The sequence below is a fragment of the Pseudomonas sp. GV105 genome (assembly GCF_003058185.1).
Taxonomy (GTDB): domain Bacteria; phylum Pseudomonadota; class Gammaproteobacteria; order Pseudomonadales; family Pseudomonadaceae; genus Aquipseudomonas; species Aquipseudomonas veronii.
Map to the genome: position 1 here is coordinate 1 of NZ_QBUF01000012.1, position 18,162 is coordinate 18,162.

General features: G+C 62.0%; 19 protein-coding genes. 15 read left to right on the forward strand and 4 right to left on the reverse strand.

What is annotated here, in order from left to right:
- On the reverse strand, positions 1–167 hold a 167-nt coding region (locus tag C8K66_RS31730; RefSeq protein ID WP_371928138.1), incomplete at its 3' end, for a PAAR domain-containing protein.
- 216 nt (positions 168–383) lie between these two features.
- Here C8K66_RS31730 and C8K66_RS22130 point away from each other — a divergent pair.
- From C8K66_RS22130 to C8K66_RS22200, 15 genes are all read left to right on the forward strand, one after another.
- Positions 384–2,006: a methyl-accepting chemotaxis protein gene (locus C8K66_RS22130; protein WP_108525939.1), complete on the forward strand. Its 1,623-nt coding sequence runs from the start codon at positions 384–386 to the stop codon at positions 2,004–2,006.
- Positions 2,006–2,518, forward strand: a complete 513-nt coding sequence (locus C8K66_RS22135; protein ID WP_057004707.1) for a chemotaxis protein CheW — start codon at positions 2,006–2,008, stop codon at positions 2,516–2,518. The genes C8K66_RS22130 and C8K66_RS22135 overlap by 1 nt, the downstream gene beginning before the upstream one ends.
- Positions 2,515–3,774, forward strand: coding sequence for a protein-glutamate O-methyltransferase CheR (locus C8K66_RS22140; RefSeq protein WP_057004708.1), 1,260 nt, complete (start codon positions 2,515–2,517; stop codon positions 3,772–3,774). Before C8K66_RS22135 ends, C8K66_RS22140 begins: the two co-directional genes overlap by 4 nt.
- Complete coding sequence (locus C8K66_RS22145) at positions 3,767–4,468, forward strand: chemotaxis protein CheW (RefSeq protein WP_108525941.1); 702 nt, start codon at positions 3,767–3,769, stop codon at positions 4,466–4,468. The genes C8K66_RS22140 and C8K66_RS22145 overlap by 8 nt, the downstream gene beginning before the upstream one ends.
- Positions 4,465–6,747, forward strand: a complete 2,283-nt coding sequence (locus C8K66_RS22150; RefSeq protein ID WP_108525943.1) for a hybrid sensor histidine kinase/response regulator — start codon at positions 4,465–4,467, stop codon at positions 6,745–6,747. Before C8K66_RS22145 ends, C8K66_RS22150 begins: the two co-directional genes overlap by 4 nt.
- Positions 6,744–7,754 (forward strand): chemotaxis response regulator protein-glutamate methylesterase, encoded by a 1,011-nt coding sequence (locus C8K66_RS22155; protein WP_046384489.1) that lies wholly within the window; start codon positions 6,744–6,746, stop codon positions 7,752–7,754. The genes C8K66_RS22150 and C8K66_RS22155 overlap by 4 nt, the downstream gene beginning before the upstream one ends.
- Positions 7,755–7,805: 51 nt before the next feature.
- Positions 7,806–8,807, forward strand: coding sequence for a PleD family two-component system response regulator (locus tag C8K66_RS22160; protein WP_046384488.1), 1,002 nt, complete (start codon positions 7,806–7,808; stop codon positions 8,805–8,807).
- Positions 8,808–9,047: 240 nt separating this feature from the next.
- Positions 9,048–10,143 (forward strand): peptide chain release factor 2 gene (gene prfB / locus C8K66_RS22165; RefSeq protein ID WP_098100956.1). Its coding sequence is split into 2 segments (ribosomal slippage): positions 9,048–9,119 and positions 9,121–10,143, totalling 1,095 coding nucleotides; the frame shifts between segments, so codons are not numbered across the junction.
- Positions 10,144–10,213: 70 nt separating this feature from the next.
- Entirely contained in the window at positions 10,214–11,716 is a 1,503-nt protein-coding gene (gene lysS / locus C8K66_RS22170) for a lysine--tRNA ligase (protein WP_024073787.1), read from the forward strand.
- A gap of 106 nt (positions 11,717–11,822) precedes the next feature.
- Entirely contained in the window at positions 11,823–12,539 is a 717-nt protein-coding gene (locus C8K66_RS22175; protein ID WP_017844698.1) for a TetR/AcrR family transcriptional regulator, read from the forward strand.
- A gap of 15 nt (positions 12,540–12,554) precedes the next feature.
- Positions 12,555–13,103, forward strand: coding sequence for a hypothetical protein (locus tag C8K66_RS22180; protein ID WP_108525945.1), 549 nt, complete (start codon positions 12,555–12,557; stop codon positions 13,101–13,103).
- 21 nt (positions 13,104–13,124) lie between these two features.
- Positions 13,125–14,402: a flavohemoglobin expression-modulating QEGLA motif protein gene (locus tag C8K66_RS22185; protein ID WP_017844700.1), complete on the forward strand. Its 1,278-nt coding sequence runs from the start codon at positions 13,125–13,127 to the stop codon at positions 14,400–14,402.
- Between the two features lie 106 nt (positions 14,403–14,508).
- Positions 14,509–15,414, forward strand: coding sequence for an alpha/beta hydrolase (locus C8K66_RS22190; RefSeq protein ID WP_108525947.1), 906 nt, complete (start codon positions 14,509–14,511; stop codon positions 15,412–15,414).
- On the forward strand, positions 15,411–15,737 hold the full coding sequence (locus C8K66_RS22195; protein ID WP_017844702.1) for a hypothetical protein: 327 nt from the start codon (positions 15,411–15,413) through the stop codon (positions 15,735–15,737). Before C8K66_RS22190 ends, C8K66_RS22195 begins: the two co-directional genes overlap by 4 nt.
- Before the next feature lie 119 nt (positions 15,738–15,856).
- The gene (locus tag C8K66_RS22200) at positions 15,857–16,207 is read left to right on the forward strand and encodes a hypothetical protein (RefSeq protein WP_046384486.1); all 351 of its coding nucleotides are present in this window, start codon (positions 15,857–15,859) and stop codon (positions 16,205–16,207) included.
- Between the two features lie 47 nt (positions 16,208–16,254).
- On the opposite strand, the gene C8K66_RS22205 is transcribed toward C8K66_RS22200, so the two are convergent.
- From C8K66_RS22205 to C8K66_RS22215, 3 genes are all read right to left on the reverse strand, one after another.
- The gene (locus tag C8K66_RS22205; protein ID WP_017844704.1) at positions 16,255–17,040 is read right to left on the reverse strand and encodes an OmpA family protein; all 786 of its coding nucleotides are present in this window, start codon (positions 17,038–17,040) and stop codon (positions 16,255–16,257) included.
- A 56-nt stretch (positions 17,041–17,096) separates the two neighbouring features.
- Positions 17,097–17,522, reverse strand: coding sequence for a DUF4398 domain-containing protein (locus tag C8K66_RS22210; RefSeq protein ID WP_026139763.1), 426 nt, complete (start codon positions 17,520–17,522; stop codon positions 17,097–17,099).
- A 284-nt stretch (positions 17,523–17,806) separates the two neighbouring features.
- Positions 17,807–18,151: a hypothetical protein gene (locus tag C8K66_RS22215; RefSeq protein ID WP_017844706.1), complete on the reverse strand. Its 345-nt coding sequence runs from the start codon at positions 18,149–18,151 to the stop codon at positions 17,807–17,809.
- Between the last annotated feature and the right edge of the window lie 11 nt (positions 18,152–18,162).

Below are 18,162 nucleotides of genomic sequence, written 5' to 3' on the forward strand. Positions count from 1 at the left end.
CGCGGGCCAACACAGACTATGACTCCGGTGGTTTTGCACATCGGGCAACGCACCTCATGACCTTCAAGGGCGATGTCCACTTGGGTGATGCGAAAACCCGTCAAACCGCCGACGACGGTCCCGCCAGCGGTGGTCTTGGCTCCTCGGGTAATGAAATAGCGGCGCATGCCAGCGATGTCCTTTTGTTCGCAGGGACCAGCACGCTAGGCTCGGCGAGAAAAGCCCGGTAGTCGGACGCTTCGCGGGTTTTTGTAGGTTGGTTCTGTAATTACCCTTCGGGATGTTTTTGCATTCTGTGGGCACCACGTCGAAACCCATTGATAAATGAAGGCTTGTGCTCAGCTATACTCCCCCCCATTTGAATGGCTCTTCGAGGAAACACTGTGAAGAATTGGACCTTGCGCCAGCGGATTTTGGCGAGCTTTGCGGTCATTGTCGCGATCATGCTGCTGATGGTTGTGGTGTCCTACTCGCGGTTGCTGAAGATCGAAGCCAGCCAGGAATCGGTCCGGGACGATGCGGTACCGGGGGTTTACCTCAGTTCGATGATCCGCAGCGCATGGGTCGACAGCTATCTGCTGACCATCGATATCATCGGCCTGCGCGCAGATAAAACCCTCACCAGTGCCGATAAGACGGACTTCAAGTCTTTCGAAGCGCGTATTGAACAGCAGATGGCCAATTACGAAAAAACCGTCAACAGCCAGGCTGATCGCATGGAGTTCGATAACTTCAAGGCGGCGCATATCAACTACAACAAGGCCCTCGCCGAGGTGCTGGCGCGCATTGAAGCCAATGATTTGCCGGGTGCGAGCGTGCTGGTCGAAGAGCAATTGACGCCGATCTGGACCGAAGGGCGCATGAAGCTCAATGACATCATCACCGAAAACAAGAGCGTGTCTGACCGCGCCACATCGGCCATCGACGAGTCGGTGCTGTCGGCCAAGCTCAGCATGGCGGTTTCGCTGATCATCGCCATCTTCGCCGCTGGCCTGTGCGGTCTGCTGTTGATGCGCGCAATCATGGCGCCGATGCAGCGTATCGTCGAGATCCTCGACGTTATGCGTACCGGTGACCTGAGCAAGCGTTTGAACCTGGAGCGCAAGGACGAATTCGGCGCGGTCGAAACCGGCTTCAACGACATGATGACCGAACTGACCGCCCTGGTGTCCCAGGCCCAGCGTTCGTCGGTGCAGGTGACTACCTCGGTCACCGAGATTGCCGCCACCTCCAAGCAACAACAGGCCACGGCCACGGAAACCGCGGCAACTACCACCGAGATCGGCGCTACTTCGCGGGAGATCGCCGCCACTTCCAAGGACCTGGTCCGTACCATGACCGAAGTCTCCACCGCCGCCGACCAGGCCTCGGTCGCCGCCGGTTCCGGCCAGCAAGGCCTGGCGCGCATGGAAGAAACCATGCACTCGGTGATGGGTGCGGCTGAGCTGGTCAACGCCAAGCTGGCGATCCTTAACGAGAAGGCCGGCAACATCAACCAGGTGGTGGTGACCATCGTCAAGGTTGCCGACCAGACCAACCTGTTGTCCCTCAACGCCGCCATCGAGGCCGAGAAGGCCGGTGAGTACGGCCGCGGTTTTGCCGTGGTGGCCACTGAAGTGCGCCGCCTGGCCGACCAGACCGCCGTGGCCACCTACGACATCGAGCAGATGGTGCGCGAGATCCAGTCGGCGGTGTCCGCCGGGGTGATGGGCATGGACAAGTTCTCCGAAGAAGTGCGCCGGGGCATGTTCGAGGTGCAGCAAGTGGGCGAGCAACTGTCGCAGATCATCCACCAGGTCCAGGCCCTGGCGCCGCGGGTGTTGATGGTCAACGAAGGCATGCAGGCCCAGGCCACCGGGGCCGAGCAGATCAACCATGCGCTGGTGCAATTGGGCGATGCCAGCAGCCAGACGGTGGAGTCCTTGCGCCAGGCCAGCTTTGCCATTGATGAACTGAGCCAGGTTGCGGTCGGTCTGCGCAGCGGCGTGTCGCGTTTCAAAGTCTGATGAGCGACCTCGCGGCTAAACTCGGCGTCGTCCCGGCAGCGAAAAAGGCGTTGTTCCTGGTGTTCCACATCGGTCACGAACGGTATGCCCTCAAGGCCACCGAAGTGGCCGAAGTGCTGCCGCGCCTGCCGCTCAAACCCATCGCCCATGCACCGCTGTGGGTGGCGGGTATCTTTGCCCATCGTGGCGCGATGGTGCCGGTCATCGACCTCAGTGCCTTGACCTTCGGCGAGCCGGCCCAGGCGCGGACCAGCACGCGGCTGGTGCTGGTCAACTATAAACCTGAGCCCTGGCTCGAGGCGCGTTGGCTGGGACTGATTCTGGAGCAGGCCACCGAAACCCTGCGTTGCGACCCGGCGGAGTTCAAACCCTACGGCCTGGACAATCCCCTGGCGCCCTACCTGGGGCCGGTGCGCGAAGATGCCTTGGGCTTGATGCAATGGATCGGCGTCGCGGATATGCTCACCGATGAAGTGCGCGCCTTGCTGTTTTCTGCCGAGCCGAGCCTATGAGCAACGACCCGCGCTTCTTTGCCTTCTTGAAGGAACGCATTGGCCTGGACGTGGCCTCGGTGGGCGAAGCCATCATCGAACGCGCCGTGCGCCAGCGCAGCCAGGCCGTCGCGGCCCACACGGCGGATGAGTACTGGCAGCACCTGCAGCACTCCCACGACGAACAGCAAGCGCTGATCGAAGCGGTGATCGTGCCCGAGACCTGGTTTTTCCGTTACCCCGAATCCTTTGCGACCCTGGCCCGTCTGGCCAAGGCGCGCCTGGCCGAGATCAACCAGTTGCGCGCGCTGCGCATCCTCAGCCTGCCCTGTTCCACCGGCGAAGAACCCTATTCGATCGCCATGGCCTTGCTCGATGCCGGCCTGGCGCCGCACCAGTTCAAGGTGCAGGGCATGGACGTCAGCCCGCTGTCGGTGGAGCGTGCCCAGCGCGGCGTGTATGGCCGCAACTCGTTTCGCGGCGGCGACCTTGAGTTTCGCGACCGCCACTTCACCGAGCAGGCCGATGGTTATCGCATCGACGACCGCGTGCGCGAACAGGTGCGCCTGCAAGTCGGCAACCTGCTCGACCCGGGGTTGCTCGCCAATGAGCCGAGCTACGACTTTGTGTTTTGCCGCAACCTGCTGATCTATTTCGACCAACCCACGCAAAAACAAGTGTTCGACGTGCTCAAGAACCTGACCCACGTGGACGGCGTGCTGTTTATCGGCCCGGCCGAAGGCAGCCTGTTGGGGCGTCATGGCATGCGTTCGATCGGCGTGCCGCAGTCGTTTGCATTCAGCCGGCACACCGAGCCAGTCAAGCCTGAGCCGATATTCGTGCCGATACCCGCGCCCGCGCCTCGGCGCAGCATCGCAGCGGTCCCGCCCAAGCCGCGACCGTTCAGTACGCTCAATGCCCAGGTGGTGCCGATCAAGGCGCCAGCGTCGGAGGCCGGCGACCTGCTCAGCCAGATCGCGACCCTGGCCAACGAAGGCAAAAGCGCCGAGGCCCGTGCCGCCTGCGAGCGTTATTTAAGTCAACACCCGCCGGCCGCCCAGGTGTTTTACTGGTTGGGGCTGCTCAGCGATGTGGCCGGCAACGCCCTGGACGCCCAGGGGTTTTATCGAAAAGCCTTGTACCTGGAACCGCAGCATCCGCAGGCCCTGATGCAGCTGGCCGCGTTGCTCGAAGCCCAGGGCGACATTGCGGCGGCGCGTCGGTTGCAGGCGCGGGCCGCGCGTAGCGAGCTGACAGTGAGCAAAAACCATGAGTAGCCCCAACGCGCTCGACACTGCGGGCCTGGCCCTGACGATGGACGACACCCAGGCCATCGACGATTGCTGGAACCGGATCGGCATTCACGGCGACAAGTCCTGCCCGTTGCTGGCGGACCATATCCACTGCCGCAACTGCTCGGTGTACTCCGCCGCCGCTACCCGCTTGCTGGATCGCTATGCGTTGCAGCAGGACGATCATCGTCCGGTCGCCGATACCCAGGCGAACGAAGACATCGTCACCCGTTCCCTGCTGATATTCCGCCTCGGCGAAGAATGGCTGGGGATCGCCACCCGATGCCTGGTGGAAGTGGCAACCCTGCACCCGATCCATTCCCTGCCGCACCAACGTTCCCGCGCATTGCTTGGCGTGGCGAACGTGCGCGGCGCGCTGGTGGCGTGCCTGTCGCTGGTCGAGCTGTTGGGCCTGGACGTCATCAACCACGGCACGCCGGGCGGGCGCATCATGCCGCGCATGTTGATCATCGCCGCGCAGGATGGCCCGGTGGTGGTGCCGGTGGATGAAGTCGACGGTATCCATGCCATCGACGAGCGTACTTTGACGGCGGCATCAGCCTCCGGCACCCAGGCCAGCGGCCGCTTCACTCAGGGCGTGTTGCAGTGGAAGGGCCGTAGCCTGCGTTGGCTGGACGAGGCTCAGTTGCTGTCTGCCGTGACCCGGAGCCTCACATGACCCCCGACCAGATGCGCGATGCCTCGCTGCTGGAATTGTTCAGCCTGGAAGCCGATGCCCAGACCCAGATACTGAGCGCGGGCCTGCTGGCCCTGGAGCGCAACCCGACCCAGGCCGACCAGCTCGAAGCCTGCATGCGCGCCGCGCACTCGCTCAAAGGCGCGGCGCGGATTGTCGGGGTGGACGCCGGGGTCAGCGTGTCCCATGTCATGGAGGATTGCCTGGTCAGCGCCCAGGAAAGTCGCCTGTATCTGCAGCCGGAACACATCGACGCGCTGTTGCAAGGCACCGACCTGCTGATGCGTATCGCCACGCCGGGCAACACCGTGGGGCCGGCGGATGTCGAGGCGTATGTGGCCTTGATGGAGCGCCTGCTCGACCCGTCGCCGCCCACCGCCAAAGTGGCGCCGCCGCCAACTGCGCCTGCTCCAGCGCCCACTCCGCTGATTGAAGCACTGCCCGCCGAACCCGAGCCTGCGCTGTCCCTCGGCAGCGAACCGCTGCGTCAGAACAAGCGCATGACCGAAGGCGGCGAGCGCGTACTGCGTGTGACCGCCGAGCGTTTGAACAGCCTGCTGGACCTGTCGAGCAAATCCCTGGTCGAAACCCAGCGACTCAAGCCATACCTGGCCAGCCTGCAACGCCTCAAGCGTGTGCAGGGTAACGGTGTGCGTGCGCTGGACCACCTCGATGGTCACCTCAAGACCCTCGACTTGAGCCTGGAAGCCCAGGAGTCCCTGGCCGATGCCCGCCGCTTGCTGAGCGAAGCCCAAGCCCTGCTGGCGGAAAAAACCGCTGAGCTCGATGAGTTCGGCTGGCAGGCCGGGCAACGCGCCCAGGTGCTTTACGACACCGCGCTGGCCTGCCGCATGCGCCCGTTTGCCGATGTGCTCGCCGGCCAGGTCCGCATGGTGCGCGACCTCGGCCGCAGCCTGGGCAAGCAGGTGCGCCTGGAGATCGAGGGCGAAAAGACCCAGGTCGACCGCGATGTGCTGGAGAAGCTCGAAGCGCCGCTCACCCACTTATTGCGCAATGCCGTCGACCACGGCATCGAAACGCCGGAACAACGCCTGCTGGCGGGCAAGCCGGCCGAAGGCTTGATCCGCTTGCGGGCCTCCCACCAGGCCGGTTTGCTGGTGCTGGAACTGAGCGACGACGGAAATGGCGTCGACCTCGAACGCCTGCGTGGCACGATCGTTGATCGGCATCTGTCGACGGTGGAAACCGCCTTGAACCTCAGCGAGGAGGAGTTGCTGACGTTCCTGTTCCTGCCGGGCTTCAGCCTGCGCGACAAGGTCACCGAAGTCTCCGGGCGCGGCGTCGGCCTGGATGCGGTGCAGCATATGGTCCGCCAACTGCGCGGCGCGGTGGTGCTGGAGCAAGCGGCGGGGCAGGGCAGCCGTTTCCATCTGGAAGTGCCGTTGACCCTGTCGGTGGTGCGCAGCCTGGTGGTGGAAGTCGGCGAAGAAGCCTATGCCTTCCCGCTGGCGCATATCGAGCGCATGTGCGACCTGGCGCCCGACGACATTGTGCAGCTCGAAGGCCGCCAGCATTTCTGGCACGAAGGCCGGCATGTCGGCCTGGTCGCCGCCAGCCAACTGTTGCAGCGCCCGCCGGGGCAAGGTAATGACGAGACGTTGAAGGTGGTGGTGATCCGCGAGCGCGATGCGGTGTATGGCATTGCCGTGGAGCGTTTTATCGGCGAACGCACGTTGGTGGTGCTGCCGCTGGATGATCGGTTGGGCAAGGTCCAGGATATTTCCGCTGGGGCGTTGCTGGACGATGGCTCGGTGGTGTTGATCGTCGACGTCGAAGATATGCTGCGCTCGGTGGACAAGCTGCTCAATACCGGCCGCCTGGAGCGTATCGCCCGGCGCAGCCAGCAGACCACCGAAGCCCCGCGCAAACGCGTGCTGGTGGTGGACGATTCGCTCACCGTGCGTGAATTGCAGCGTAAATTGCTGCTTAACCGCGGTTATGAAGTGGCCGTCGCCGTCGATGGCATGGACGGCTGGAACGCCTTGCGTTCCGAGGACTTCGACCTGCTCATCACTGACATTGATATGCCTCGTATGGACGGGATCGAATTGGTCACACTCTTGCGCCGGGATGCTCGCCTGCAATCGTTGCCGGTGATGGTGGTGTCCTACAAGGACCGCGAAGAAGACCGACGCCGTGGACTCGACGCCGGCGCCGATTACTATCTGGCCAAAGCCAGTTTCCACGATGACGCCCTCCTTGATGCCGTAGTGGAACTGATCGGAGGCGCGCGGGCATGAGGATTGCAATCGTCAATGACATGCCCATGGCCGTGGAGGCGTTACGCCGCGCCGTGAGCTTCGAGCCCGCGCACCAGGTGGTGTGGGTAGCCAGTAATGGCCTGGAAGCGGTGCAGCGTTGCGCCGAATTGACCCCGGACCTGATCCTGATGGACCTGATTATGCCGGTGATGGACGGCGTGGAAGCCACCCGGCGGATCATGGCCGAGAGCCCGTGCGCGATTGTGATCGTCACCGTCGACCGCCAGGCTAATGTCAGCCGGGTGTTCGAAGCCATGGGCCATGGCGCCCTGGATGTGGTGGATACGCCGGCCCTGGGCGTCGGTAATCCCAAGGACGCCGCCGCGCCGTTATTGCGCAAGATCCTCAATATTGGCTGGCTGATCGGCCAGCGCGGCAGCCGTGTGCGCGCCGAAACCGCGCCGCCGCGCAGCACCGGCAAACGCCAGAGCCTGGTGGCGATCGGTTCTTCGGCCGGCGGCCCGGCGGCCCTGGAAGTCCTGCTCAAGGGCCTGCCCCGGGACTTTCCCGCCGCCATCGTGCTGGTGCAGCATGTTGACCAGGTGTTCGCCGCCGGCATGGCCGAGTGGCTGAGCAGCGCCTCCGGCCTGCCGGTGCGCCTGGCCCGCGAAGGGGAGCCGCCACAAAGCGGGGTCGTGCTGCTGGCCGGCACCAATCACCACATTCGTCTGTTGAAAAATGGCACGCTAGCCTATACAGCCGAGCCGGTGAACGAGATTTACCGGCCGTCCATCGATGTGTTTTTCGAAAGTGTGGCCAGCCACTGGAATGGTGATGCCGTCGGCGTGCTGCTGACCGGCATGGGCCGCGACGGAGCCCAGGGGCTCAAATTAATGCGGGAACAAGGATATCTGACCATCGCCCAGGACCAGCAGAGTTCGGCGGTGTATGGCATGCCCAAAGCGGCGGCGGCGATTGACGCTGCTGTTGAAATTCGCCCACTGGACAGAATTGCGCCCCGACTGCTGGAGGTATTTGCAAAATGATCAATATCCCCGGTGGTGCTGGTTTGCGGGCAGTAATTCAGGTGATTGCAGATGAATGATTTACAGATCGACGGCATCAAGACCGACGAAAATGCCGCCATGGTGTTGCTGGTCGACGACCAGGCCATGATCGGCGAAGCCGTGCGGCGTGGCCTGGCTCATGAAGAAAACATCGACTTCCACTTTTGCGCCGACCCGCACCAGGCCATCGCCCAGGCGATCCGCATCAAACCCACGGTGATTCTGCAGGACCTGGTGATGCCCGGCCTGGATGGCCTGACGCTGGTGCGCGAATACCGCAACCACCCGGCCACGCAGAACATCCCGATCATTGTGCTCTCCACCAAGGAAGACCCTCTGATCAAAAGCGCGGCGTTTTCGGCCGGCGCCAATGATTATCTGGTCAAGCTGCCGGACAACATCGAACTGGTGGCGCGTATCCGCTATCACTCGCGCTCCTATATGACCCTGTTGCAGCGTGATGCGGCCTATCGCGCGCTGCGCGTCAGCCAGCAGCAACTGTTGGACACCAATCTGGTACTGCAACGGCTGATGAACTCCGACGGCCTCACCGGGCTGTCCAACCGCCGGCATTTCGACGAATACCTGGAACTGGAATGGCGCCGCGCCATGCGGGACCAGACCCAATTGTCGCTGCTGATGATCGACGTGGACTTCTTCAAGACCTACAACGACAGCTTCGGCCACGTTGAAGGCGACGAAGCCCTGCGCAAGGTTGCCGCCAGCATCCGTGAAGCCAGCAGCCGGCCTTCGGACCTGCCGGCGCGCTACGGCGGCGAAGAGTTCGCCCTGGTGCTGCCGAGCACTTCGCCGGGTGGCGCACGGCTGGTCGCCGAAAAACTGCGCATGGCCGTCGCCGCCCTGAAAATCCCGCACATCGCTCCGGCCGAGGGCGCGAGCCTGACCATCAGCATCGGCCTGTCGACCATGACGCCGGTGCAAGGCACCGATTGCCGCCAGTTGATCATGGCGGCGGACAAGGGGCTGTATACGGCCAAGAACAACGGGCGCAATCAAGTCGGTATCGAGTGACCCGAGGCCAGTGCAGGTCCACATGTGCGAGGGGCGGCGCGACGACTTGGCTTGCCCCCCGATGGCGGTGTGACAGTCACCGGGTGTAGGGCTGACACACCGCCATCGGGGGCAAGCCCCCTCTCACAGTGGATATTCACTGTTCTTGAACCTGCCTTTTCGCCAAGCGGACTGCCGTTTGCGCACGTTTGTCGTTATACTCGTCGGCTTTCAAAAGTTCGCCAACGAGTGCTGCCCGCCATGGAAATCAACCCGATCCTTAACACCATCAAGGACCTGTCCGAGCGCTCCGAAACTATTCGGGGGTATCTTTGACTACGATCAAAAGCATGAGCGTCTGACCGAAGTCAATCGCGAGCTTGAAGATCCGAGTGTCTGGAACAAACCCGAATACGCCCAGGAATTGGGCCGCGAGCGCGCAGCGCTGGCGCAGATCGTCGACACCCTCGACGAACTGAACACCGGTCTGGCCGATTGCCGCGACCTGCTGGACATGGCTGTCGAAGAAAACGACGAAGGCGCGGTAGGCGATGTCGTCGCCGAGCTGGCCCGTCTCGAGGAAAACCTCGCCAAGCTTGAATTCCGCCGCATGTTCAGCCACGAAATGGACCCGAACAACGCCTACCTGGACATCCAGGCCGGTTCCGGCGGCACCGAAGCCCAGGACTGGGCCAACATCCTGCTGCGCATGTACCTGCGCTGGGCCGACAAACGCGGTTTCGACGCGACCATCATGGAGCTGTCGGCCGGTGAAGTCGCCGGCATCAAAGGCGCCACCGTTCACATCAAGGGTGAATACGCCTTCGGCTGGCTGCGTACCGAGATCGGTGTGCATCGCCTGGTGCGCAAGAGCCCGTTCGACTCCGGCAATCGCCGCCACACCTCGTTCTGCGCGGTGTTCGTCTCGCCCGAGATCGACGACAAGGTGGAAATCGAGATCAACCCGGCCGACCTGCGGATCGACACCTATCGCTCCTCCGGTGCCGGTGGCCAGCACGTAAACACCACCGACTCGGCGGTACGTATCACCCACGTGCCGACCAACACCGTGGTCAGTTGCCAGAACGAACGTTCCCAGCACGCGAACAAGGACACCGCCATGAAAATGCTGCGGGCCAAGTTGTACGAGCAGGAAATGCAGAAGCGCAACGCCGCTTCCCAGGCGCTGGAAGACACCAAGTCGGATATCGGCTGGGGTCACCAGATCCGTTCCTATGTTCTGGACGCGTCGCGGATCAAGGATCTGCGCACTAACATCGAACGCAGCGACTGCGACAAGGTGCTCGACGGCGACATCGACGAATACCTGGAAGCCAGCCTGAAATCGGGGCTGTAAACCGCCAGCCCGACCTCAAGTCCCCCGTCAGTGGCGGGGGCAACGAACCTGTGATGGAAAATTTAAAGACATGAGCGACCAACAACTCGACCCGCAAGCCCTGCAACAGGAAGAAAACTCCCTGATCGCCCTGCGCAAGGAAAAGCTTGCTGCCGAGCGCGCCAAGGGCAATGCCTTCCCCAACGACTTCCGCCGCGATGCCTACTGCGAAGACTTGCAGAAACAGTACGCGGACAAGACCAAGGAAGAGCTGGCAGAGGCTGCGATCCCGGTCAAGGTGGCAGGTCGCATCATGCTCAACCGTGGCTCGTTCATGGTGATCCAGGACATGTCCGGGCGCATCCAGGTCTACGTCAACCGCAAGACCCTGCCGGAAGAAACCCTGGCCGCCGTGAAGACCTGGGACCTGGGCGACATCATCGCCGCCGAAGGCACCCTGGCCCGTTCCGGCAAGGGCGACCTGTACGTTGAAATGACCAGCGTGCGCCTGCTGACCAAATCCCTGCGCCCGCTGCCGGACAAGCACCACGGCCTGTCCGACACCGAGCAGCGTTATCGCCAGCGCTACGTTGACCTGATCGTCAACGAAGACGTGCGCCACACCTTCCGCGTGCGTTCGCAAGTGATTGCCCACACCCGCGCCTTCCTGATGAAGCGTGACTTCCTGGAAGTGGAAACGCCGATGCTGCAGACCATCCCCGGGGGTGCCGCAGCCAAGCCGTTCGAAACCCACCACAACGCGCTGGACATGGAAATGTTCCTGCGGATCGCGCCGGAGCTGTACCTCAAGCGCCTCGTGGTCGGCGGCTTCGAAAAAGTCTTCGAGATCAACCGCAACTTCCGCAACGAAGGCGTCTCGACCCGGCACAACCCTGAGTTCACCATGTTGGAGTTCTACCAGGCCTACGCCGACTACGAAGACAACATGGACCTGACCGAAGAACTGTTCCGCGAACTGGCGCAACTGGTCCTGGGCAGCACCGACGTGCCGTATGGCGACAAGGTGTTCCATTTCGGCGAGCCGTTCGTGCGGCTGTCGGTGTTCGACTCGATCCTCAAGTACAACCCCGAGTTGACTGCCGACGACCTGACCGACATCGACAAGGCCCGCGCCATCGCCAAGAAAGCCGGCGCCAAGGTGCTGGGCTTCGAAGGCCTGGGCAAGCTGCAGGTGATGATTTTCGAAGAGCTGGTGGAGCACAAGCTGGAACAGCCGCACTTCATTACCCAGTACCCGTTCGAAGTGTCGCCGCTGGCCCGTCGCAACGATGACAACCCGAACGTCACCGACCGTTTCGAACTGTTCATCGGCGGCCGCGAAATCGCCAACGCCTACTCCGAGCTCAACGACGCGGAAGACCAGGCCGAGCGCTTCATGGCCCAGGTGGCCGACAAGGACGCCGGCGACGACGAAGCCATGCACTACGACGCCGACTTCGTGCGCGCCCTGGAGTACGGCATGCCGCCGACCGCGGGCGAAGGCATCGGCATCGACCGCCTGGTGATGTTGCTGACCAACTCGCCGTCGATCCGCGACGTGATCTTGTTCCCGCATATGCGGCCACAAGCGTAACCGTAGCGAAATCCGAAGCCGCCTTTTATAAGGCGGCTTTTTTATGTGGCGTAAATAAGCGTCAAGCAAACAGCGCCAGGTTTTGATCTTTTCAAGGATGTGTGTCGTGAACCGCGTAATCGCTCAGGAAGGAGCCGCTGGCATTGCCGCTGCCGTGGCTGAAAGTGTCCAGTACCAGGGCCGCAAGGCCAGTCGTCGGGGCAGCGAGCAACGCAGGCAAGATATTCTCGATGCCGCCATGCGGATCGTGGTGCGTGATGGCGTGCGAGCCGTGCGTCACCGTGCCGTGGCGGCGGAAGCTGGGGTGCCCCTGTCGGCGACCACCTATTACTTCAAGGACATCGATGACCTGCTCACCGATACCTTCGCCCAATACGTCGAGCGCAGCGCCGCATTCATGGGCAAGCTGTGGGTGCGTAACGAAGGTTTGTTGCGCGAGATGGTCGCGTATGGCGATGGCAGCCCGGAGTCGCGTTCGCAACTGGCCGATGACATTGCGCGGTTGACCGCCGATTACGTGCAGCGCCAATTGAGCAATCGTCGCGAGTACTTGATGGCCGAACAGGCCTTTCGCCAGGAAGCCTTGCTCAACCCGCGCCTGGCCGAGCTGGTGCGTTCTCACCAACAGATTCTGTTGCAGGGCACCGGGCAGTTTTTCCAGGTATTGGGCTCGCGCGAGCCGCAACAGGATGCCAAAGTGTTGACGGCGATTATCGGTCGGATGGAATATCAGGGCCTGCTGGACGGCGCGGAACCGCTGAGCGCTGACGACATGCTTGAGATCCTCAAGCGTTACATGCATTTGGTGTTGGCCTCGGTCTGACACCGGGAGTGTCCAATGAAAGCCTGGCGTGTCGCGGTCGTCGCCTTGTCGTTCCTCTTCCTCAGCGGTTGCCTGGTGACCTTCAAGGAACCGCTGCCGGCCAGCGAGGCGGCGCCCGCTGCGCTGGTGGGCCAATGGACGAGCAAGAATGCCTGGGGCGAGCCGCTCAACCTGCAGATCAGCCGCGCCGGCAAACACCGCTACAAAGCCGTGAGCTACCCTCAGGCCAAGCCCGGCCAGCGTGATGAGTACGTGTTCAGCGTCTCGCGCCATGGCAATCGCTGGTATCTGTCGGCGCCGTTGCCGGGCAAACTCGGTGGGCATTACGTCCTGGCGGGGTTCGAACTCGACGAAACGCACGAATTGGTGGTCTATAACCTCGACCTCGAGCAAATTCACCAGGCCATCGGGCAGCGGTCGTTGCACGGCAGCACCGTGGACACCATGGAAGGCCCCGGTGTACTGGTCGACAGCCCGATGGACCAGGTGTTTGCCTACCTGGATGACCCGGCCAATGCCGATGTGTTCGTTGAAGCTGCGCGCTACCGGCGTGCGGATAAATAACGTTTAAAGAGGAAGTACCGGGTGGACGATTACCAGCAGACGATACGCAGTTTGTCCGATCGCATTGTGCTGGCGCAAACACCGATCCGCGTCCTCGACGCAGTGAAATGGGACGACAACATTCGCCAAGGCTTCCTCAAGGCCAAGGGCAAGGCAATGCCCGCGGTAGACCGCGATTACTACCTGAACCGGCCGCTGTCGTTCGATTCGAGCGCGGTGAAGCTGGAGTTTCAGAACATCGAGCGCGACATCACCCGCCGCCTCGGCCAGTTCAGCCCCGTGGGGCAGATCATGCGCCGCATGTGCCGGGAGTACCGCATGGTGGTGCGTATGCTCGAAGCGCGCGGCACCGAGGATTTCGGCCTGATTTCCCAGGAACTCTACGGCGCCGCCTCCGATGCCTTCCATGCCGGCGACCCGACCCTGGCCGACCTCGGCCTGATGCTCTCCGACTACCTGAACAATATCGACGTGCGTGGCGACCTGAAGGACGAGGCCAAGACCCTCACCGCCAAGGACGCGGTCAGCCTGCTGCAAACCCGTCTGAACAAGGTGTTTGGCGAGGCCGAGGAAACCATCCGCGTGTTCGAGTCCGACGGCATCGTCGCCGACGCAGCGGCGGGGGCCGACTACATCAAGATCCGCGCCGATGCGATGTTCAACGAGCGCGACGTGCGCGCCCTCGAAGTGCATGAAGGCCTGGTGCATGTGGGCACCACCCTCAACGGCCTGAACCAGCCGATCTGCACCTTCCTGTCCAAGGGCCCGCCATCGTCGACCGTGACCCAGGAAGGCCTGGCGATCCTGATGGAAATCATCACCTTCGCCTCCTACCCGAGTCGCTTGCGCAAGCTGACCAACCGCACCCGTGCCATCCACATGGTGGAAGAGGGCGCCGATTTCCTGCAGGTGTTCGAGTTCTTCCGCGAGCAAGGTTTTGAAATGGCCGAGAGCTACGGCAACGCCAGCCGGGTGTTTCGCGGCTCGGTGCCGAACGGTCTGCCGTTTACCAAGGATTTGTCCTACCTCAAGGGCTTTATCATGGTCTACAACTACATCCAGCTGGCCGTGCGCAAAGGCAAGCTGGAACAAGTGCCGTTGCTGTTCTGCGGCAAGACCACCCTGGAAGACATGCGTACCCTGCGCCAACTGATCGACGAAGGCCTGGTGGTGCCGCCCAAATACCTGCCGGAGCAGTTCCGCGACATGAACGCCCTGGCGGCGTGGATGTGTTTCTCCAACTTCCTCAACCATTTGAGCCTGGATCGGATCGAGGCGGATTACTCCAACATCCTGTAAAGGCTGAACTGACCCAACCGGTCCAACAAGGTGGGAGGGGGCGTGCTCCCACCTTGTTGGATCTGCACACGCCTGAACATTTCGACTATCAGCGAGGCTTCAACGGATGAGAATCCTCGGCATTCTTTGCCTGTTACTCACACTGAACGGCTGCAGCTCCCTGCTGTTCTACCCGGAGCCCGGCTTGCCGTTCACGCCGCAAAAGGCGCACCTGGCGTATCGCGACGTCACGCTCACCACCGCCGATGGCGTCAAGCTGCATGCCTGGTGGCTGCCGGCCAAGCCGGGAGTGCCGCTCAAGGGCACGGTGCTGCACCTGCACGGCAACGGCGGCAACCTGGCCTGGCACCTGGGCGGCAGTTGGTGGTTGCCGGAGCAGGGCTATCAAGTGCTGTTGCTGGACTATCGCGGCTATGGGCTGTCGCAAGGCAAGCCGTCGCTGCCGGCGATCTATCAGGACGTCGACGCGGCTTTCAGCTGGATCGACAAGGCGCCCGAAACCCAGGGCCAGCCGTTGATCGTCCTCGGCCAAAGCCTGGGCGGCGCGCTGGCCGTGCATTACCTGGCGGCCCACCCCGAGCGGCAGACCCACCTCAAGGCCCTGGTGCTGGACGGCGTGCCCGCCAGTTATCGTGATGTAGGACAATTCGCCCTGAGCACCTCCTGGTTAACATGGCCGTTTCAGGTGCCCTTGTCTTGGCTGGTGCCCGACGCCGACAGTGCGATCAATGGCATGCCCCAGTTGAGCGGAGTCCCGAAACTGCTGTTCCACAGCCTCGATGACCCGATCGTACCGCTGTCCAATGGCATCCGCTTGTATCAGGCCGCGCCTGCACCCAGGGTGTTGCAACTGACCCGCGGCGGCCATGTGCAGACCTTTGCCGACAAGACCTGGCAAACTGTGATGCTGCGTTATCTGGACGACCCGCAACACTTCAACGGCCTGCGTCGCCTAGGCGAGATTCCGAATTACCCTATTCCTAAAGTTGACTCATCAGAGAGCCCGCAATGAGCGAAGAACGCAACATGATCCCGCTGATCCTCACCGGTATCGGCACCATCATCGGCACCGTCGGCTGCCTGTGGTTTTATGGCTACCTGCATTTCGCCAAACCGGAAGACGCGTTGCTGCTCAGCGACTTCACCATGCTCAAGACCGTGCCCGGCGAGGACTACAAGATCTCCCTGACCCCGGCGGCGCAAGTGGCGCAATGCGTCGATGGCGTGCTGGTGATGTTCGATACCGAGCAAAAAGGCCTCAGCGGTGTGCTGGTGAACAACAAAAAGCAGGCCGTGCGTTGCGTCGGTCAGGAAACCCCACAGTTGCAGCAATAAACCGTTGCGCGCAGTACCGCCCGGCCTGAAATTTCTGGAACCGTTTTGCGTAAGACGCCACTGATTGGCTTGTCAGCGTTGCTGATAACAATCCTTACGAAAAAATCCGGGAGAGCGGTATGGCTATCAGTGCACTCGATAGAGCAATGGGCATGGTCAATGGGCAGAACAGCCTTGATCAGGGGGGCTTGCAAGAGGTTGGGCAGCAGCCGGGTAAGATGGGGGCCGAGCTGATCAAGAAGCTTCTGGAGAAACTGGAAGGCAGCAACGGTGCTCAGGGCGGTGGCGGTGCTCAAGGCGGTGGCGGTGCTCAGGGCAGTGGCGGTGCTCAGGGCGGTGGCGATTCCTCGGGCTCTGGCGGTTCCGGCGATCAACTGGATATGGAGAAACTGAAGAAGATGATGGCCGGGCGCCAAGGCATGGAAGCGATGATGCCGGACAGCGACAACGGTCGTAAGATCGGCGCCTGACAGGCAAAAAAAACCCACCGTTCAGGTGGGTTTTTTTCCAGCATCGATCAGTAAGCGACGGACGAACGTGGCTTGACCGGCTGGTTGTCGTTGGAGATGGTCACTTCAACGCGGCGGTTCATGGCGCGCCCGGAAACGCTGCCGTTATCGGCCACCGGGTATTCCTTGCCATAGCCCTGGGTCACGATGCGCGAAATGTCCACGCCTTGCTGGGCCAGTGCGCGCTGTACGGAGGCCGCACGGCGCTCGGACAGGCTCTGGTTGTACGAGTCGGAACCGGTGCTGTCGGTGTAGCCTTCGACGATCACTTTACGGTCCGGGTTATCGCGCAGGAACTGCGCCAGTTTGGTGATGTTGACCAGGCCGTTGGACTTCAGGTCGGACTTGTTGGTGGCAAACAGCACGTCACCAAAGGTCACCAGGGTGCCACGCTCGGTCTGCTTGGCGTTCAGGCTGTCTTGCAGTTGCTTGATCTGCGCATCGCGGGCATCGAGCAAGGCGCGGGCGCGCTCGTCACCGGCGTTTTTCAGTTTGGCTTCGGATTCGCGCAGCGCGATGGTGTCTTTGGCCACTTCAACGCGCTGGTTGGTCAGGTAGGCCAATTGGTCGACTTTCTTCTGGTCTTCCTTGTCGCGGTAAGCCTTGTCAGCCTTGTCCAGCCATTCGCTGGCGTCCTTGGTTTCCAGGGCCGCCACTTTGGTGGCTTGCGGGTTGGACTGCAGGGCCGAGAAGTTGGTCCGTGCATTTTCCAGGTTCGCGTTCGGCGGAGTGGAGCATGCTGCCAGAGCAACGCTCATCGCCAGCAGGGCAGGGATCATCAATTGTTTGCGCATAGTCGTGTCGTCCTTTCAATTCGATATCAGGTGCGATGCAGCCAAGGGGCGGCGGCTTATTTCTGTTGGATAGCAGCCGGGCGCATGCCTTCCTTGCGCAGTTCATCAACCGCTTTCTGCGAGTCCTTCACCGCCTGCTCAGCCTTGGCGGCCTGGGCTTTACGCTCAGCGACGCGGGCGTCCCATTCGGCTTGCTCGGCCAGGCGACGGGCTTCGTCATAGTTTTTGTCGTGCATGGCAATTTCGGCTTGCTTGAGCTTGTCCTGGGCCGACTTCATTTCCACGGCGGCGAACTCGGTGCCGCCGGCGCTGACTGCGCTGTTGACCGCAGACTGAGTCACCGCGTATTGCTCGGTCGGTGGGTTGCCAGCGCAGCCCGCCAGGACGAAGCTAGTGCCGATGGCCAACGCGGCCAGTTTGAGCCCGCGCAGGTGGTTAAACGTGGATTTGGCAGTGCTGGTCTTCATCGTCTTCAACTCCATTGGATAACGCCTCAAAAACATCAAAATCCATCGCACTGGTCAGCGGCTGCGGGCCCGGCGGTAAAGCACGAAACGCCTATTCAAACGGCCGTTCCAAGTGATGGCTTACTGGTTGTGACCTGCGGCTTTTTTCAAAAGTTCAGAGAAGATGGCTATTGGCCTGAAAAAATACCTGACTGATCGGTCAGCGCTTTTTGGCTTGAACTTTTGCCGCGCGCAGAGGTATGCCGGGCCCTTGTGAGGCCCGGAAATACGCGGGATGGAGGGTGTTTAAGAACGGCTGATCAGTGCTTCGGTTCGTCGGCGCCGGCCGACATGTCGTGCAGATAGCGGCGCGACAATGTCAGGAAGCGCGGGGTGGGGCCAACGTCTTCATACAACGGATCACCCTCTTCGTCGGTGGCAATCACATGCTGGCCCTTGATGTACGGAAAGCTGGTTTCCAGCTCTTCGAGGGCGGCGCCGATCAGCTCGCCGAGCAATTCTTCGGGGTGGCGCTTGGGGTACATCTCCGCGATGGCCGCCAGGCGGGCGGCGGATTCCACGTCCAGATGGATCGCGTACTCCGTCTTGGTCAGGCGACCCTTGGCGTTTTCTTCCCAATGCTGGGCCAGTTCTCGAATTTTCATGGCAACCTCAA

Bases quoted from the DNA above. Each gene is read 5' to 3' on its own strand.
- C8K66_RS22135 (WP_057004707.1), top strand. From the start codon at position 2,006: ATGAGCGACCTCGCGGCTAAACTCGGCGTCGTCCCGGCAGCGAAAAAG.
- C8K66_RS22140 (WP_057004708.1), top strand. From the start codon at position 2,515: ATGAGCAACGACCCGCGCTTCTTTGCCTTCTTGAAGGAACGCATTGGC.
- C8K66_RS22145 (WP_108525941.1), top strand. From the start codon at position 3,767: ATGAGTAGCCCCAACGCGCTCGACACTGCGGGCCTGGCCCTGACGATG.
- C8K66_RS22150 (WP_108525943.1), top strand. From the start codon at position 4,465: ATGACCCCCGACCAGATGCGCGATGCCTCGCTGCTGGAATTGTTCAGC.
- C8K66_RS22155 (WP_046384489.1), top strand. From the start codon at position 6,744: ATGAGGATTGCAATCGTCAATGACATGCCCATGGCCGTGGAGGCGTTA.
- C8K66_RS22160 (WP_046384488.1), top strand. From the start codon at position 7,806: ATGAATGATTTACAGATCGACGGCATCAAGACCGACGAAAATGCCGCC.
- lysS (WP_024073787.1), top strand. From the start codon at position 10,214: ATGAGCGACCAACAACTCGACCCGCAAGCCCTGCAACAGGAAGAAAAC.
- C8K66_RS22180 (WP_108525945.1), top strand. From the start codon at position 12,555: ATGAAAGCCTGGCGTGTCGCGGTCGTCGCCTTGTCGTTCCTCTTCCTC.
- C8K66_RS22190 (WP_108525947.1), top strand. From the start codon at position 14,509: ATGAGAATCCTCGGCATTCTTTGCCTGTTACTCACACTGAACGGCTGC.
- C8K66_RS22195 (WP_017844702.1), top strand. From the start codon at position 15,411: ATGAGCGAAGAACGCAACATGATCCCGCTGATCCTCACCGGTATCGGC.
- C8K66_RS22200 (WP_046384486.1), top strand. From the start codon at position 15,857: ATGGCTATCAGTGCACTCGATAGAGCAATGGGCATGGTCAATGGGCAG.
- C8K66_RS22205 (WP_017844704.1), bottom strand. From the start codon at position 17,040: ATGCGCAAACAATTGATGATCCCTGCCCTGCTGGCGATGAGCGTTGCT.
- C8K66_RS22210 (WP_026139763.1), bottom strand. From the start codon at position 17,522: ATGGAGTTGAAGACGATGAAGACCAGCACTGCCAAATCCACGTTTAAC.
- C8K66_RS22215 (WP_017844706.1), bottom strand. From the start codon at position 18,151: ATGAAAATTCGAGAACTGGCCCAGCATTGGGAAGAAAACGCCAAGGGT.